The organism is Streptomyces sp. NPDC044033 (assembly GCF_056434425.1).
This window is the reverse complement of the sequence record NZ_JBWKFF010000031.1, coordinates 1-16,364: the sequence shown is the minus strand read 5'-3', so window position 1 is coordinate 16,364 and position 16,364 is coordinate 1. Positions and strand designations below refer to the sequence as shown.

Sequence of the window (16,364 nt, the reverse complement as noted above, 5' to 3'; positions counted from 1 at the left end):
ACCGTACACGTCTTCGGATTGGTCGCCCGACAGTAGTAGGCTCGCGCCGCTTATTGTCGGAACACCACCCCCGCGCGCCGGGGTTGACGTTGGGGAGGCCATGCGCTTTCGCGGGAAGTCGATCCGTCGGAAGATCGTGGCGCTGCTGCTGGTGCCGCTGGTGTCGCTGACGGCCCTGTGGGCCTTCGCCACCGTGATCACCGGCAAGGAGGCGGCTCAGCTCCTGACCGGGGCGGACGTGATGCGCAGACTCGGCCATCCCGCCGAGGACATGGCCCAGGCCCTCCAGAGGGAGCGCCGTCAGACCCTCGTCTACCTCGCCGGCCCCCGCCGCTCCGACGAACTGGCGGCGTTGCGCGCTCAGCGCCGCGTCACCGACAAGACCGCCGCGGACCTGCGTTCGGGCGCCGGCCGCGGGGTGCGCGACGACATGAGCGCCGAGTCCGCCGACCAGTTCACCACCATCGAGGACGGTCTCGACGACCTCGCCGGCCTGCGCCGCAAGGTCGAAGGAAACACCGTCACCCGCGACGGCGCGCTGCGCGGCTACAACGAACTCGTCGACCCCTACTACGCGTTCCTCGGCACCCTGCACACGCTCCAGGACGCCGACATGGACAAGCAGGGCCGCGCGCTCGTCGGCATCACCCGTGCCCGCGAGGCCCTCTCCCGCGAGGACGCCCTGCTCGCCGCCGGGCTCACCGCGGGCTCGATGAGCCGCCAGGAGATCCGGTCCTTCTCCGACCGGGTGGCCGAGCGCAAGATCCTCTACGCCACCAACCTGCCGGTCCTGCCCGCCTCCGACCAGAACATCTACGAGGACTTCTGGCGCGGCGCCGACGCGCGCGCCCTGGAGCGGGCCGAGGAGACCGTGCTCGCCGCCGGCCCCGTCAAGGCGCCCGGGGCCGTCAACTCCCAGCGCTGGCAGGCAGCCGCGGGCCCGGTGCTCGACGACCTCCGCCGGATGGGCGCCGACGCGGCCGACCGCTACCAGGACCGCGTCAAGCCCGTCGCCGACAACGTCCTCGTCAAGGCGGGCGCGGCCGGCGTCCTCGGCTTCATCGCCCTGGCCGTCTCCCTCATCATCTCCACCCGGATCGGCCGCTCCCTCATCCGCGACCTGCGCCGGGTCCGCAAGGAGGCGCACGAGGTCTCGGGTGTACGGCTGCCCAGCGTGATGCGCCGCCTCGCCGCCGGCGAACATGTCGACGTCGAGACCGAGGCGCCGCGCCTCGAATACGGACAGGACGAGCTCGGCCAGGTCGGCCAGGCCCTCAACACCCTGCAACGCGCCGCCGTCGAGGCCGCCGTCAAACAGGCCGACATGCGCCGCGGCGTCTCCGAGGTTTTCGTCAACCTCGCCCGCCGCAGCCAGGTCCTGCTGCACCGTCAGCTCACCCTGCTCGACACCATGGAGCGGCGCACCGAGGACACCGACGAACTCGCCGACCTCTTCCGCCTCGACCACCTCACCACCCGCATGCGGCGGCACGCCGAGGGCCTGGTCATCCTCTCCGGCGCGGCACCGTCCCGGCAGTGGCGCAAGCCGATCCAGCTCATGGACGTCGTACGGGCGGCCGTCGCCGAGGTCGAGGACTACGAGCGCATCGAGGTCCGCCGGCTGCCGCGGCTCGCCGTGGGCGGCCCGGCCGTCGCCGACATCACCCACCTCGTCGCCGAACTCCTGGAGAACGCCACCGTCTTCTCCCCGCCGCACACCGCGGTCCAGGTGCTCGGCGAGCGCGTCTCCAACGGCTTCACCCTGGAGATCCACGACCGCGGCCTGGGGATGACCCCCGACGCACAGCTGGAGGCGAACCTCCGGCTCGCCGAGACCCCGGAGTTCGAGCTCTCCGACACCGACCGGCTCGGCCTCTTCGTCGTCAGCCGCCTCGCCCGCCGCCAGGGCGTGCGCGTCTCCCTCCAGCCCTCCCCGTACGGCGGCACCACCGCCGTCGTGCTCATCCCCGAGGCGCTGCTGGCCGAGGCCGGGAGGGGCACGGGGTACGAGCGGGACCCGGACACCGGCGAGGTGGAGACCGGGGGCAGCCCGCTGGCCGCGCTCGCCCAGGTGCCCGTACCGCTGCCCGAGCGGCCCGACCCGGACCGGCTGACGCTCGCCGGGGCGGCCGGGGGCAGGGCCGTGTTCGGCGCGTTCGACGAGGAGGAGGGCGCGCTGTTCCGCCGCCGCGACTCCTCGCCCGCCCCGGAACAGCACCAGCAGGCGGCGGAGGCTCCCGCGCCCACCCGGCCCGGCGGCTTCGTGCCGCTGCCGCGCCGCCGGCCCGCCGCTCAAGCCGCCCGCGCGGCCGACCACCGCCGCCCGGCCGCGGAGGACGGCGGCGGGCGCGCGGAGCGGGACGAGAAGACCGTCGCACTGCCCCGGCGGGTGCGGCAGGCCAGCCTCGCCCCGCAGCTCAAGAACGACCCCGCGGGGCAGGCCGACGCCACCGCGGGCCCTGCCGATCCGGAACCCGAGCGCGATGCCGACGAGGTGCGGGCCAGGATGGCCTCGCTCCAGCGCGGCTGGCAGCGCGGGCGAGAGCACAACGCACTCGAACCCGACGGCACGGCAGGTACCGCACCAGGAACGACATCGGAGGGGGACGGTCGATGACCGCACCGAAGGCCGCAGCACGCAGCGCATCCACGAGTGGGGCCCGCGGCACCGGCGAGCTGAACTGGCTGCTCGACGAGCTCGTCGAGCGAGTCGGCAGCATCCGCAAGGCGCTCGTACTCTCCGGGGACGGACTGCCGACCGGCACATCGAAGGAGCTGACCCGTGAAGACGGTGAGCATCTGGCAGCCGTAGCCTCCGGCTTCCACAGCCTTGCCAAGGGCGTGGGCCGGCACTTCGACGCCGGCAAGGTGAGGCAGACCGTCGTCGAACTCGACGACGCCTTCCTCTTCGTCACGGCGGCGGGCGACGGCAGCTGTCTGGCCGTGCTCGCCGACGCCGACTCGGACGTCGGGCTCGTCGCCTACGAGATGACGCTCCTCGTCAAGCGCGTGGGGGCGCACCTGGCCGCCGCTCCGCGGACCGGCGTGGCCGCCGACGGGTGACTGCGGGCATGACCGAAGACGGCGACGGCTCGGTCCACTGGTTCGACGACGCGGCAGGTCCAGTGGTACGGCCGTACGCCATGACGCGCGGCCGCACCCGCAGTGCGGCCGAGGCGAAGCTCGACCTGATCGCGGTCGTCATAGCCGACGAGTCCCTGGACGCGCACCCCGGCGGGGCGCACGCCGCCGTGGACCAGACGCTCTCGCCGGAACACCTCGACATCGTCGAACTCAGCGTCGACGCCCCGCAGTCCATCGCGGAACTCGCCGCCGAGCTCGACCTGCCCGTCGGGGTGGTCCGGGTGCTGGTCGGCGACCTGATCGACGCGGAGCTGGTCCGCGTCTCCAGACCCGTGCCCCCGGCGGAGCTGCCGGACGAGACCATCCTCCGCGAGGTGATCGACGGTCTGCGGGCGCTGTGACGGGGCTCCGCGCCCGTACGGTGCCGGCGCGCGCCGCACGCCGCCTGCCGCGATCGGCCCCCGGCGGACCGCAGTTGACGTGCGAGCGCAGGTGAGCACGTTGTACTGTTCCCTTTCCAAGTCTGACTACTCCCTGATCATTTGGTAACCAACTCTGTCCACGGATATCCAGGAGAAGAGACTCATGGTCTTCGGGCGCTCCGACCGAAGCCGCAAGCGGTCCAAGGCCGACCCGGTGACGCTCAAGATCCTGGTCGCGGGCGGCTTCGGGGTCGGCAAGACGACGCTGGTCGGCGCGGTCAGCGAGATCCGGCCGCTGCGCACCGAGGAGCTGCTCAGCGAGGCGGGGCGGCCGGTGGACTCCACCGACGGGGTGGAGGCCAAGTCCACCACCACCGTCGCCATGGACTTCGGCCGCATCACGCTCCGCGAGGACCTGGTCCTCTACCTCTTCGGCACCCCGGGCCAGGACCGCTTCTGGTTCCTGTGGGACGAACTGGCCCAGGGCGCCCTCGGCGCCGTCGTCCTCGCCGACACCCGCAGGCTCCAGGACTGCTTCGCCGCCATCGACTACTTCGAGCGGCGCTCCATCGCCTTCACCGTCGCGGTCAACTGTTTCGACGGCGCGGACCAGTACCCCGAGGACACCGTGCGCGACGCGCTCGACCTCGACCCCGAGGTGCCCGTCCTGCTGTGCGACGCGCGCGAGCGGGAATCCGCCAAGAGGGTGCTGATCTCGGTCGTCGAGCACGCGATGGAGGCATCCGCGAGCCGGCGCGAGCCCGCCCGTACCTGATCCGCGCGCCCCGGCCCGCACCCCTCGCGATCGCCGGGGCACGGGCCGGAACGCCGTCGCGGCAGCGGTCAGGCGCCGCTCTCCTCGTGCCAGCCGAAGCTGCGCTCGACCGCCTTGCGCCAATTGCCGTACTCCCGCTCGCGCTCCCCGGCCTCCATCCGCGGCGTCCACTCGGTGTCGCGCTTCCAGTGCGCCCGCAGCTCGTCGAGGTCCTGCCAGACCCCCGTGGCCAGCCCCGCCGCGTAGGCGGCGCCCAGGCACGTCGTCTCGGCGACGACCGGACGGATCACCGGCACGCCCAGCACATCCGCCTGATGCTGCATCAGCAGATTGTTGACGGTCATCCCGCCGTCCACCTTCAGCGAGGTGAGCCGCACCCCGGAATCCTGGTACATCGCGTCGACCACCTCACGCGTCTGCCAGCTCGTCGCCTCCAGCACGGCGCGCGCCAGGTGCGCCTTGGTCACGTACCGGGTGAGCCCGGTGATCACGCCCCGCGCGTCCGAGCGCCAGTACGGCGCGTACAGCCCGGAGAACGCCGGCACGATGTACGCCCCGCCGTTGTCCTCCACGCTCGCGGCCAGCGGCTCGATCTCGTCGGCGGACTGGATGATCCCCAACTGGTCGCGGAACCACTGCACCAGCGCGCCCGTGATCGCGATCGAGCCCTCCAGGCAGTAGACGGCATCCTCGCCGCCCAGCCGGTAGCCCACCGTCGTCAGCAGCCCGTTCTTGGACGCCACCGGCCTCTCGCCCGTGTTGAGCAGCAGGAAGGAACCCGTCCCATAGGTGTTCTTGGCCTCGCCCACGCCGAAGCAGGTCTGCCCGAAGACGGCGGCCTGCTGATCGCCCAGCGCGGCGGCGACCGGGACCCCGGAGAGCTGGCCGACCGCGGTCCCGTACACCTCGGCCGAGGACCTGATCTCGGGCAGCATCACCTCGGGCAGGTTCATCGCGGCGAGCACCGAGGCATCCCACTGGAGCGTTTCGAGGTTCATCAGCATCGTGCGCGCGGCGTTGGTGACGTCCGTGACGTGCACACCGCCGTCCGTGCCGCCGGTCAGATTCCAGATCAGCCAGGAGTCCACGGTGCCGAAGGCGATCTCGCCCAGCTCGGCCCGGCGGCGCAGCCCCGGCACGTTGTCCAGCAGCCAGGCCGCCTTGGGCCCGGAGAAGTAGCTCGCGAGCGGCAGCCCGGTCGCCGCCCGGAACCGGTCCTGGCCGTCCGCGCCGCCCAGCTCCCGGCAGAGCGCGGACGTACGCGTGTCCTGCCACACGACCGCGTTGTGCACCGGCTTGCCCGTCGTACGGTCCCACAGGACCGTCGTCTCCCGCTGGTTGGTGATGCCCACCGCGCTCAGCTCGTCGGCCCGCAGCCCCGCCTTGGCGAGCGCGCCCGCCACCACGGCCTGCACCTTGGACCAGATCTCGGTCGCGTCGTGCTCCACCCAGCCCGGCTTGGGAAAGATCTGCCGGTGCTCGCGCTGATCGACGGCGACGATCGCGCCGTCCTGGTTGAAGACGATGCAGCGGCTGGAGGTGGTGCCCTGGTCGATCGCGGCGACATATTTGCCGGCCTCGCCGGTCCTGTCGATCATGACGTCTCCCGAGTCAGTAGGCTGCATTGAAGATGAGACCGGACAGCGCAGCCCCGATCAACGGACCCGCCACCGGGATCCAGGAGTACCCCCAGTCGGAGGTGCCTTTGTTGGGGATGGGCAGCACGGCGTGCGCGAGGCGCGGACCGAGGTCGCGGGCCGGGTTGATGGCATAGCCGGTCGGCCCGCCCAGCGAGAGACCGATGCCGACCACGACGAACGCGACCATCAGCGTCTGGGTGCCGGACTGCCCGAGCCCCTTCGTGAGCCCGAAGGCCAGCACCGGCAGCACCAGCCCCATCGTCGCGATGACCTCGGTGAGGAGGTTGGCCACCGGACTGCGGACCTCCGGAACGGTCGCGAAGATCCCCAGCGTGGGCTGGGCGGTGTCCTGGTCGGCATTGGCCGCGAACTGCGCGTAGTAGGCGAGCCAGCACAGCACCGCGCCGAGCACCGCGCCCACCAGCTGGCCCGCCACATAGACCGGCACCTTGTCCCAGTGCCCGGTGTCGACGGCGATGCCGAGCGTCACCGCCGGATTGAGGTGGCCGCCCGAGAGCGGCCCGGCGGTGTACGCCCCGGCGAGCACGCCGAAGCCCCAGCCGAAGGCGATGACGACCCAGCCGGCCGCCTTGGCCTTCGAGTGTTTGAGAGTGACGGCGGCGCATACTCCCGCGCCGAAGAGAATCAGCACCGCGGTGCCGATGATCTCGCCTATGAAGATGTCGCCATTGGAGAACTGATCCACTGCGGCTCCCAGTCCCTCGCCCGGGACTCCCGTCCCGGTCCTCCGTGCAGGGGGTGCTCCCCATCGAGGCGGCGGCCGGCGGCCGAGGGTTCCCGTGCCCCCTGCCCGGCGTCGGCGACCAGCGCGACAGGGCATTCGCCAGGGGAGCGGTGGCACCACCGGGGACGCCCTACTGCGGCGGTGCCGACTGATACCCGGCAGTGTTCACCGGTGCTGACGGAGCGTCAAGGTCGTCCGCAGCGGCGGTGGCGCGGCGCCGGCCGCCGCCGTGCCACCGTCCGCTCAGCGCCCGTGTACGGACCCGTAGGAGACCGGGAAGTCGAAGTAGGTGCCGGGGAAGGGTTCCGGCTGGTACGTGTAGTGCCACCACTCCTGCGGCAGGTTGACGAAACCGGCCTTCTCCATCGCGGACTTGAGCAGCAGCCGGTTGGCCCTCTGCTTCCCCCGCACCCGCGGATCGAGGGTGTGGGAGAGGGCGTCCATACAGTCGAACCCCGTCCCCATGTCCACCGAGTTGTCCGGGAACCGCTGCCACTTCGGCGCGTGGCAGGGCACGAGCCGCTCACCGGGAACGTACGGCCGGGTCGGCACGGCCGGCCGCCGAACCACCGTCAGGTCCATGGTGCTGCCCCGGCTGTGCCCCGACTTCTCGGCGATGTAGCCGTCCTCGAACAGCCGCGACTTGTCCACCCGCGGATAGAACTCGCCCTTCATCCGCTGATCGGAGAGGTCCTTGCCCCACGCCACGAAGGCCCCCACCGCGCGCTTCGGCCGGTAGCAGTCGTAGACCTTGAGCGTGTACCCCCGGCGCAGCAGCCCGCTCTGCACCCGGTGCAGGGCCAGCGCGGCAGGCCGGGTCAGGAGACACACCGGCTGCAGATAGCCGTCCACACGGCGGCCGGTGAAGTTGTGCGGGGTGATGTAGCGGATCTCCTGAAGGATCGTCGGGTCGACGTCGCCGAGGGCCACGAATCCCCTCGGGGCCTTGGGCTCCCGCTCCGGGCGCGCCAGCGCCGAGGCGGCCGGGGCCAGTGCGAGGAGAGCGGCGGTGGACAGGGCGAGCGCGCGTGCGGCCAGGGAGGACACGGCGGGCAGGGCGGATACGGCGGGCAGGGCGCGTACGCGCGAGACGGCGGCGATTCTTGGCATGGTCCCTCCACATCGTCAGTCGTCCCTCCACTTAGCAGGCCCGACGGCTGCCGGGGAAGAGGACGCAGGGCCACCGCAAGACGACGACGGCCCCAGGGAAGAGGACACAGGCCATCGCGAGAGGGCACGGCGCCACTGCGGACGAGGGCGCGGAGCCGCTCCGCCGCCGGCCGTTACCCCGTCGCCCGCCCCCGTACCCGCACCGGATACGCCACCTCGTCCGCCCCCTCCTGCTCGACCCGCAGCCGCCCATCCCGCCACCGCGTCGTGAACCGCACCGCCGCCGGCTGCTCCCAGCCGTCCCCCGCGTCCGGGATCAGCACGCCCCCGCCCGTACGCCCCGGAGCCGGCTCCCAGACCTCCAGCTCCACCCCGCCCCCGGCGCCCGCCACCGGCACCACCGACCCCGCCCGCGCCAGTACCGGAATCCGCTCCAACGGCGCCGGCACCAGCACCTGCCCCTCGTACGCCCGGCCCGTCGCCGTGTCGTACCACCGCCCGCGCGGCAGCCGCACCGCCCGGCACTGGGCACCCGCCTCCAGCACCGGCGCCACCAGCAGCGAATCGCCCAACAAGAACGCGTCCTCGCAGTCGCGCAACGCCCGGTCCCGCGGCGAACGCCACCACACCGGCCGCACATACGGCGCACCCGTCCGGTGCGCGAGCTGCGCCAGCGTCACGAAATACGGCATGAGCCGCTCCCGCTCCCGCAGCGCCGCCCCCGCGTGCTCCAGCACCCGCGGACCGAACTCCCACGGCTCCCGCCGCCCCGCCCCGATCGACGCGTGCGTACGGAAGAACGGCAGCAGCGAACCCAGCTGGAACCACCGCAGGAACAGCTCCGGCGACGGCGAACCCGTGAACCCCCCGACATCCGGCCCCGAATACGGCACCCCGCACAACCCCAGCCCCAGCACCAGCGCGAGCGACGCCCGCAGCCCCGGCCAGCCCGTGGCCACATCCCCCGACCAACTGCCGCCGTACCGCTGCACGCCCGCCCACCCCGACCGCGAGAACAGGAACGGCCGCTCCTGGGGCCGCAGCTCGCACAGCCCCTCGTAACCGGCCCGCGCCATCGCCAGCCCGTACACGTTGTGCGCCTCCCGATGATCACCACCCCGGCCCTCCAGGGCGTGCCGCGCCGAACGCGGCAGCGTCGGATCGCCGAAGGCCACGAACGACACCGGCTCGTTCATGTCGTGCCACACCCCGGAGAACCCCCGCGCCAGCCGCTCCCCGTACAGCCCGCCCCACCACTTGCGCACCCTGGGCTCCGTGAAGTCCGGGAAGACCGACTCGCCCGCCCACACCTCGCCCCGCACCCGCCGCCCCCGCGCGTCCCGCACGAAGGCGTCCGCCGCCACCCCGCTCTCGTACACCGCGTTCCCCGGCTCCGCCTTCACCGCCGGGTCCACGATCGACACCAGCCGCACCCCCTGCCCGCGCAGCTCCGCCGCCAGCCCCGGCAGATCCGGGAACCGCTCGCCGTCCACCGTGAACACCCGGTGCCCCCGGTAGTGGTCGATGTCCAGATGGAGCGCCGACAGCGGCAGCCCCCGCTGCCGGTACCCGGCCACCACCCGCCGCACCTCGCCCGCGTCCCCGAACCCCCAGCGCGCGTGGTGATACCCCAGCGCCCACGTCGGCGGCAGCGCGGGCGGGCCCGTGAGCGCCGTCCACGCGTGCAGCACCCGCGCCGGCGTCCCCGCCATCACCCAGTAGCGCAGCGGCCCCCCGTCCATCCGCACCTCGCACCCGCCCGGCCGGTCGTGCCCCGAACCCGCGCCCTCCACCCCCTCCCGCAACGCCACCCGCCCGTCCCACGAGTTGTCGTGGAAGACCAGATGCGAACCCGCGTCCGCCACCACCAACTGCACCGGCATCGTCAGATACAGCGGATCGTCCCCCGGCTCGAAGGACCCGCCCGGATCGGTGTTCCACAGCCGGTACGAACCGTCCCGCAGCCGGGGCCCGGCCGCCCGGCCGCCCAGCCCGAAGAACCGCGCGTCCGCCGCCACCTCGGACCGCTGCACCCAGCGCGCCCCGGCCTGCGCGTCCGCCGCCCCCGCCTCATGCGGCACAGCCCCCCGCCCGTCCACCGGCTCCCACCAACGCGGCGGCAGATCCCGCCGCAGCACCACGCCCCCGGGCGTCCGCACCTCCACCGCGCCGTGCCGGTCCACCACCACCAGCACCCGCTCCGACACCACCCGCCAGCCGCCGTCCGTATCCGGCTCCAGCACCGCCCGCTCGTCCACCGCCGGACAGGGCCCCGCCAGCGCGTACGACGGCTCCGGCCCGGCGCCGTCCCAGCCGCAGAACACCGCGCCGCCCGCCGCGACCCGCACCCGCAGCGACGACCGCGCGAACCGCACCACACCACCGCCCGGCTGCGGCTCGGCCCCCTGCGCCGCACCCGGCACCCGCGCCCGCTCCGCCCCGCGCCGAGGCAGCCCGGCCGCGTCCGCGCGCCGCCGCCGCAGCGCCGAACGCAGAGGCCGCAGCCCCCGTCCCGAACCGACTGATTTCACCGACCGCACCAGGCCACGCGCATCCATGCTGCTCACCCTGCCATCGACGCCGCCGGAGAGGCGGCCCGTTCAACTCACGTTCACCCAGGGTCATCCCGCCGTCCCACCTCGCCGTCACCGCACGCCCACGGCCTCCACCGGCCGGATCCGCCGCCGCACACACCGCGCGCGACACCGGGCGCGGCACCGCCGACCGCCGATCGTGGCCCCGGTGCTCCCCGGCCGCCCCCGCCGCAGGGCCCGGACCTGGTGCGAGAGTCGATCACATGGCATCGTCCTGAACAGCCGCGTGCCGCGCACACCCCGCTCGTGCGCGGCGACGCCCACGACGCGTGACCCGGGAGACGCCAGATGACGACCGCACCGCAGCCCGCAGCCCAGCCGGAACCCCTGTGGCAGCCCGGCGAGGACCGCATCGCCGCAGCCCAGGTCACCCGCTTCCAGGAGTGGGCCGCCGAGCGACACGGCGCACCCGCCGCCCTCCCCGGCGACCCCGCCGCGAGCTACGCCGCGCTCCACCGCTGGTCCGTACAGGAACTGGAACGCTTCTGGCAGGCCACGGCCGAATGGTTCGACGTACGCTTCGCCACCCCGTACGAGCGCGTCCTGGCCGACCGCGCCATGCCCGGCGCCTCCTGGTTCCCCGGCGCCACTCTCAACTACGCTGCACACGCGCTGCGCGCCGCCGACGACCCCGACCGGGCCGGCACGCCCGCCCTCCTCCACGTCGACGAGACCCACGAACCGCACACCGTCACCTGGGCCGAACTCCGCGGCCAGGTCGGCTCCCTCGCCGCCGAGCTGCGCCGCCTCGGCGTACGCCCCGGGGACCGCGTCAGCGGCTACCTCCCCAACATCCCGCAGGCCGTCACCGCACTCCTCGCCGCCGCCGCCGTCGGCGCCGTATGGACCTCCTGCGCCCCCGACTTCGGCGCCCGCAGCGTCCTCGACCGCTTCCAGCAGGTCGAACCCGTCGTCCTGTTCACCGTCGACGGCTACCGTTACGGCGGCAAGCGCCACGACCGCGCCGAGACCGTCGCCGAACTGCGCCGCGAACTGCCCACGCTCCGCGCCGTCGTGCACATCCCGCTCCTCGGCACCCCGGCCCCCGAAGGCGCCCTCGAATGGGACGCGCTCACTTCCGCCGGCACCGAACCCGTCTATGAGCAGGTGCCCTTCGACCACCCCCTGTGGGTGCTCTACTCCTCCGGCACCACCGGCCTCCCCAAGGCCATCGTCCAGTCCCAGGGCGGCATCCTGATCGAACACCTCAAACAGCTCGGCCTGCACTGCGACCTCGGCCCCGGCGACCGCTTCTTCTGGTACACCTCCACCGGCTGGATGATGTGGAACTTCCTCGTCTCCGGCCTCCTCGTCGGCGCCACCCTCGTGCTGTACGACGGCAGCCCCGGCCACCCCGACATCTCCGCCCAGTGGCGCATCGCCGAACGCACCGGCGCCACCCTCTTCGGCACCTCCGCCGCCTACGTCATGGCCTGCCGCAAAGCGGACCTCCACCCCGGCCGCGACCTCGGCCTCAGCAGCGTCAAGTGCGTCGCCACCACCGGCTCACCGCTGCCGCCCGACGGCTTCCGCTGGATCCACGACGAGATCTCCGAGGACATGTGGACCGCCTCCGTCAGCGGCGGCACGGACGTGTGCAGCTGCTTCGCCGGAGCCGTCCCCACCCTCCCCGTCCACATCGGCGAACTCCAGGCCCCCTGCCTCGGCACCGACCTCCAGGCATGGGACACCGACGGCAAACCCGTCATCGACGAGGTCGGCGAACTGATCATCACCAACCCCATGCCATCCATGCCGATCCACTTCTGGAACGACCCCGACGGCAGCCGCTACCGCGACAGCTACTTCGAGATGTTCCCCGGAGCCTGGCGGCACGGCGACTGGATCACCCTCACCTCCCGCGGCTCCGTCGTCATCCACGGCCGCTCCGACTCCACCCTCAACCGCCAGGGCGTACGGATGGGCTCCGCCGACATCTACGAGGCGGTCGAGCGGCTCCCCGAGATCCGCGAATCCCTCGTCATCGGCGTCGAACAGCCCGACGGCGGCTACTGGATGCCCCTCTTCGTGCACCTCGCACCAGGGGCCGCACTCGACGACGGCCTGCGCACCCGCATCAAGAACACCATCCGTGAACACCTCTCCCCACGCCACGTCCCCGACGAGGTCATCGAGGTCCCCGGAATCCCGCACACCCTCACCGGCAAACGCATCGAGGTCCCGGTCAAACGGCTCCTGCAAGGCACCCGGCTGGAGAAGGCCGTCAACCCCGGATCGGTCGACGACCTCGAACTCCTGCGCTTCTACGAGCGGCTCGCCCACGACCGCGACAGCTGAGCCGAGAGGCCGTGTCAGTGCCCCCGGTTACGCTGAGTGAGCATTGATCGCTCATGCTGAGGGGGAGCCATGGGGCACACCGGGAACGACGGAAAGCGACCGACCGCACGGCACCTGCTGCGCCGAGAAGTGCCCAGCACCGTGGCCGTGCTCGCCGACGAGCGGGACTTCACGGCCATGCGCCGGTACGAGACCTTCTCCTTCGACGACCACACGGCCTACCTGCGGCAGATGGAAGGACTGCTCAGGACGCTCGCCGCACAGGGCGTCCACATCACCGTCGCCCTCTTCGACCCCGTCGGCTACGAGGAATTCTGCGCGCACACCCGGCTCGACCCCGACGCCCCCGCCAGCCGCACCCGCTACACGGCCCAACTGGGCACCGCCGGCGGCACGGTGCCGTACGAAGGCCAGCCCATCGACCACCTGCTGCCGCACCTCATCGACGAGGCCGAACGCCAGGCGACCTGGGAGTACGCGACGGGGCTGCTGTCCCGGGCCGGCCGCTGCGGGGGCTGCGACGACCGCGCCGACGACGCGTTCGACCGCGCCTCGCACGCCCTGCGGCTGCTCCTTGAGGCAGCCGGCCACGGCGCTCACCACCTGGTGTGCAGCATCCCGGCCGACGAAGCGCCGCTCCTCGCGGTGCTCCACGCCGAGCCCCGGCCCGACGGCCTGCTCCACGTGCCGCAGACGCAGGCCCTCGTCTTCTGCACGGTGCTGGCCGCGGGCCTGTCGACCGCGAGCCGCGGCGGCGTCGTCCTGCGCACCACCGCACCCGGCGGACACGACCGGGTCCGCGGCTGGGTCCTGCACGACGGCTGGCTGCGCCCGCTGAGCGAGGCGGAGGTCTTCGCCGCCTACTGCACGGACGCCGACACCGGCGAACCCGTCCCACCCGAGCACGGAGTGGAGTACCTCGCGGGCACCGCCCTCGTACGGCCACCGGAGGGGGAGGAGGCGTCCTGACGCACGAGGGGCGTTCCACCTCACGGTGGAACGCCCCTCAAGGCAACTCACATCCGGCTCACTCGCCGGAGAGCACCGCCTGCGCGGCCCGACGGGCCTCGTCGGCGGAGTCCACGGCGCGGGCCGCGGCGGCGGCGCGCTCGCACTGCGCCAGCGTGTGCTTGGCCAGCGTGGCGCGCACATACGCGATGGACGCGGCGCCCATGGACAGGCTGGTGACACCCAGACCGGTCAGCACGCAGGCGAGCAGCGGATCGGCCGCGGCCTCACCGCACACACCGCAGCTCTTTCCCTCGGCCTTGGCGGCCTCGGCCGACGCGGCGACCAGGTCGAGCAGCGCGGGCTGCCAGGGATCCTGCAGCCGGGAGACCGCGCCGACCTGACGGTCGGCCGCGAAGGTGTACTGCGCGAGGTCGTTGGTGCCCAGCGACAGGAACTCCACCTCCTGGAGGATGGAGCGGGCCCGCAGCGCGGCGGAGGGGATCTCCACCATCGCGCCGAACTTCGCCTGGAGCCCGGCCTCGCGGCACGCGTCCGCGAACGCCTTGGCATCGGCCCGGTCGGCCACCATCGGGGCCATGACCTCAAGGTAGACCGGCAGCCCCTCGACAGCCTTGGCGAGCGCCGCCAGCTGTGTGCGCAGCACCTCCGGGTGGTCGAGGAGGCTGCGCAGCCCCCGCACCCCGAGCGCCGGGTTGGGCTCGTCCGACGGCGTCAGGAAGTCCAGCGGCTTGTCCGCCCCGGCGTCCAGCACCCGCACGACGACCCGGCCCTCGGGGAACGCCGCCAGGACCTCGCGGTAGACCTCGGCCTGCTTCTCCTCGGACGGCGCCTTGGAGCTGTCGTCCAGGAAGAGGAACTCGGTACGGAACAGACCCACGCCCTCCGCGCCGGCCTCGACCGCGGCCGGTACATCGCCGGGCCCGCCGATGTTCGCCAGCAGCGGCACCTTGTGCCCGTCGGAGGTGGCCCCCGGCCCGGACGACGCGCCGAGAGCGGCCTTACGGGCCTCCGCGGCGCCGGTCAGCTCGGCGCGCTTGGCCGCGTCCGGCTCGACGAAGACATCGCCCGTGCTGCCGTCCACCGCGACGACCGTGCCCTCGACGATCTCGCTCGCACCGGGCAGCGCGACCACGGCCGGCACCCCGAGCGCGCGGGCGAGGATCGCGCTGTGGCTGGTCGGCCCGCCCTCCTCGGTCACGAAGCCGAGCACGAGCGCCGGGTCCAGCAGCGCGGTGTCGGCGGGCGCGAGGTCCCGCGCGATCAGCACGTACGGCTCGTCGCTGTCCGGCACGCCCGGCATCGGCACGCCCAGCAGCCGCGCCACGATGCGGTTCCGTACGTCGTCCAGGTCGGCGACCCGGCCCGCCAGGTACTCGCCGGCCCCGGCCAGCAGCGCCCGGTAGGAGGCGAAGGCGTCGTACACCGCCCGCTCCGCGGTGCTGCCCACCGCGATGCGCCGCTCGACGTCGGCCATCAGCTCGGGGTCCTGAGCCATCATGGCCTGGGCCTCAAGCACGGCCTGGGCCTCGCCGCCCGCCAGGTTCCCGCGTGCGATGAGGTCGGCGGACACGGCCTCCACGGCCTGGCGCGCGCGCCCCTGTTCACGCGGAGCCTCGTCCGTGGGGATCTGCTTCGCCGGCGGCTCCAGGACCGCCGTGCCCATGTGCCGTACCTCGCCGATCGCCACACCGTGGCTCACACCGACGCCTCGCAGCGTTGTCTCCATTTCACCTGTCTCCAGTTGATGCGGCGGCTCCGGCCGCCACGGTGGATGTCGTACGCGCCGTCAGCGACGGCCCGGGATCACTGCCAGGTGAAGAGCGTGTCACCGGTCTTGATGTCGCCCTCTTCGCGGACGTCGCCGAGCGCGTCGGCGGTGGCCTCCAGCGCGATGACCGGGCAGACCGGCGACTTGCCGGCCTCTTCGACGGCGGCGGGGTTCCAGCGCACGACGGCCTGGCCGCGGGTGACGGTGTCGCCCTTGTTGACGAGCAGCTCGAAGCCCTCGCCGTTGAGCTGAACGGTGTCGATGCCGAGGTGGGTCAGCACACCGTGTCCCTCGGCGTCCACCACGACGAACGCGTGGGGGTGCAGGGAGACGATGACACCGTCCACGGGCGCCACGGCCTCGGACGGTTCACGAACCGGGTCGACGGCGGTACCGGGTCCCACCATCGCGCCGGAGAAGACCGGGTCGGGCACTGCCGCGAGTCCGATGGCGCGTCCGGTGAGCGGGGACGTCACGGTGGTCATGGGAAGCCTCCCAGGGGCGGAGATTCATCACGCGCCGCCACTACCTGTACCGGACGACGCACTGGTCAGAAGGGTAAGTCATAGGAACGGCGGATTCCGCACACAAGATCCATAAGAGTGCGGTCCCATGCGAGCCCCCTTGGAGGCCCACTCGGTCATCCAGATCATCAGGGGGAGCGCGGAATCGATTTGCCTCGGTCCTGCGGGGCATGTACTGTCGTATCCCTGCCCACGACCGAGGCACGCAGTCAACTGCGAGCGAGTCGGAGGGCGGCACCTATCGGATACTGATCCAATTCTCGGATTCGCTTCTGTGTGTCTGCATTTCTGCGGAAAACAGGCGGTAAGAGAGCGGGAAAAGAACTGATAGAGTGGTGGAACACGAAGGGAAGCGCCCGGAGAGACCGGTGAAACGGTCACAAAGGAAGCGTCCGTTCCTTGAGAACTCAACAGCGTGCCAAAAGTCAACGC

General features: G+C 72.5%; 12 protein-coding genes. 6 read left to right on the top strand and 6 right to left on the bottom strand.

What is annotated here, in order from left to right:
- Positions 1 to 100: 100 nt before the first annotated feature.
- The 4 genes from AC07AB_RS36100 (at position 101) to AC07AB_RS36085 (ending at position 4,281) form a co-directional block, all read left to right on the top strand.
- Complete coding sequence (locus tag AC07AB_RS36100) at positions 101 to 2,617, top strand: nitrate- and nitrite sensing domain-containing protein (RefSeq protein ID WP_478576111.1); 2,517 nt, start codon at positions 101 to 103, stop codon at positions 2,615 to 2,617.
- Entirely contained in the window at positions 2,614 to 3,063 is a 450-nt protein-coding gene (locus AC07AB_RS36095) for a roadblock/LC7 domain-containing protein (RefSeq protein WP_478576109.1), read from the top strand. Before AC07AB_RS36100 ends, AC07AB_RS36095 begins: the two co-directional genes overlap by 4 nt.
- An 8-nt stretch (positions 3,064 to 3,071) precedes the next feature.
- On the top strand, positions 3,072 to 3,485 hold the full coding sequence (locus AC07AB_RS36090; RefSeq protein ID WP_478576108.1) for a DUF742 domain-containing protein: 414 nt from the start codon (positions 3,072 to 3,074) through the stop codon (positions 3,483 to 3,485).
- A 184-nt stretch (positions 3,486 to 3,669) separates the two neighbouring features.
- Positions 3,670 to 4,281 carry a GTP-binding protein gene (locus AC07AB_RS36085; protein WP_478576106.1) on the top strand — a complete coding sequence of 204 codons (612 nt, stop codon included), beginning with the start codon at positions 3,670 to 3,672 and terminating at the stop codon, positions 4,279 to 4,281.
- Positions 4,282 to 4,349: 68 nt separating this feature from the next.
- Here AC07AB_RS36085 and glpK read toward each other — a convergent pair whose 3' ends face one another.
- The 4 genes from glpK to AC07AB_RS36065 all read right to left on the bottom strand — a co-directional run bounded on the left by glpK (position 4,350) and on the right by AC07AB_RS36065 (position 10,334).
- Positions 4,350 to 5,879, bottom strand: a complete 1,530-nt coding sequence (glpK, locus tag AC07AB_RS36080; RefSeq protein ID WP_478576105.1) for a glycerol kinase GlpK — start codon at positions 5,877 to 5,879, stop codon at positions 4,350 to 4,352.
- A gap of 13 nt (positions 5,880 to 5,892) precedes the next feature.
- Positions 5,893 to 6,627: an MIP/aquaporin family protein gene (locus AC07AB_RS36075; protein ID WP_478576104.1), complete on the bottom strand. Its 735-nt coding sequence runs from the start codon at positions 6,625 to 6,627 to the stop codon at positions 5,893 to 5,895.
- Between the two features lie 282 nt (positions 6,628 to 6,909).
- Complete coding sequence (locus AC07AB_RS36070) at positions 6,910 to 7,776, bottom strand: M15 family metallopeptidase (RefSeq protein WP_478576102.1); 867 nt, start codon at positions 7,774 to 7,776, stop codon at positions 6,910 to 6,912.
- Positions 7,777 to 7,949: 173 nt separating this feature from the next.
- Positions 7,950 to 10,334 carry a glycoside hydrolase family 31 protein gene (locus AC07AB_RS36065; RefSeq protein WP_478576101.1) on the bottom strand — a complete coding sequence of 795 codons (2,385 nt, stop codon included), beginning with the start codon at positions 10,332 to 10,334 and terminating at the stop codon, positions 7,950 to 7,952.
- A gap of 324 nt (positions 10,335 to 10,658) precedes the next feature.
- Between AC07AB_RS36065 and AC07AB_RS36060 the strand changes: the two genes are divergently transcribed.
- On the top strand, positions 10,659 to 12,668 hold the full coding sequence (locus AC07AB_RS36060) for an acetoacetate--CoA ligase (protein WP_478576099.1): 2,010 nt from the start codon (positions 10,659 to 10,661) through the stop codon (positions 12,666 to 12,668).
- A 69-nt stretch (positions 12,669 to 12,737) separates the two neighbouring features.
- Positions 12,738 to 13,637, top strand: a complete 900-nt coding sequence (locus tag AC07AB_RS36055) for a hypothetical protein (protein WP_478576098.1) — start codon at positions 12,738 to 12,740, stop codon at positions 13,635 to 13,637.
- Between the two features lie 58 nt (positions 13,638 to 13,695).
- On the opposite strand, the gene ptsP is transcribed toward AC07AB_RS36055, so the two are convergent.
- Complete coding sequence (gene ptsP, locus AC07AB_RS36050; protein WP_478576096.1) at positions 13,696 to 15,366, bottom strand: phosphoenolpyruvate--protein phosphotransferase; 1,671 nt, start codon at positions 15,364 to 15,366, stop codon at positions 13,696 to 13,698.
- A 77-nt stretch (positions 15,367 to 15,443) separates the two neighbouring features.
- Entirely contained in the window at positions 15,444 to 15,893 is a 450-nt protein-coding gene (locus AC07AB_RS36045) for a PTS sugar transporter subunit IIA (protein WP_478576095.1), read from the bottom strand.
- Positions 15,894 to 16,364 lie beyond the last annotated feature (471 nt).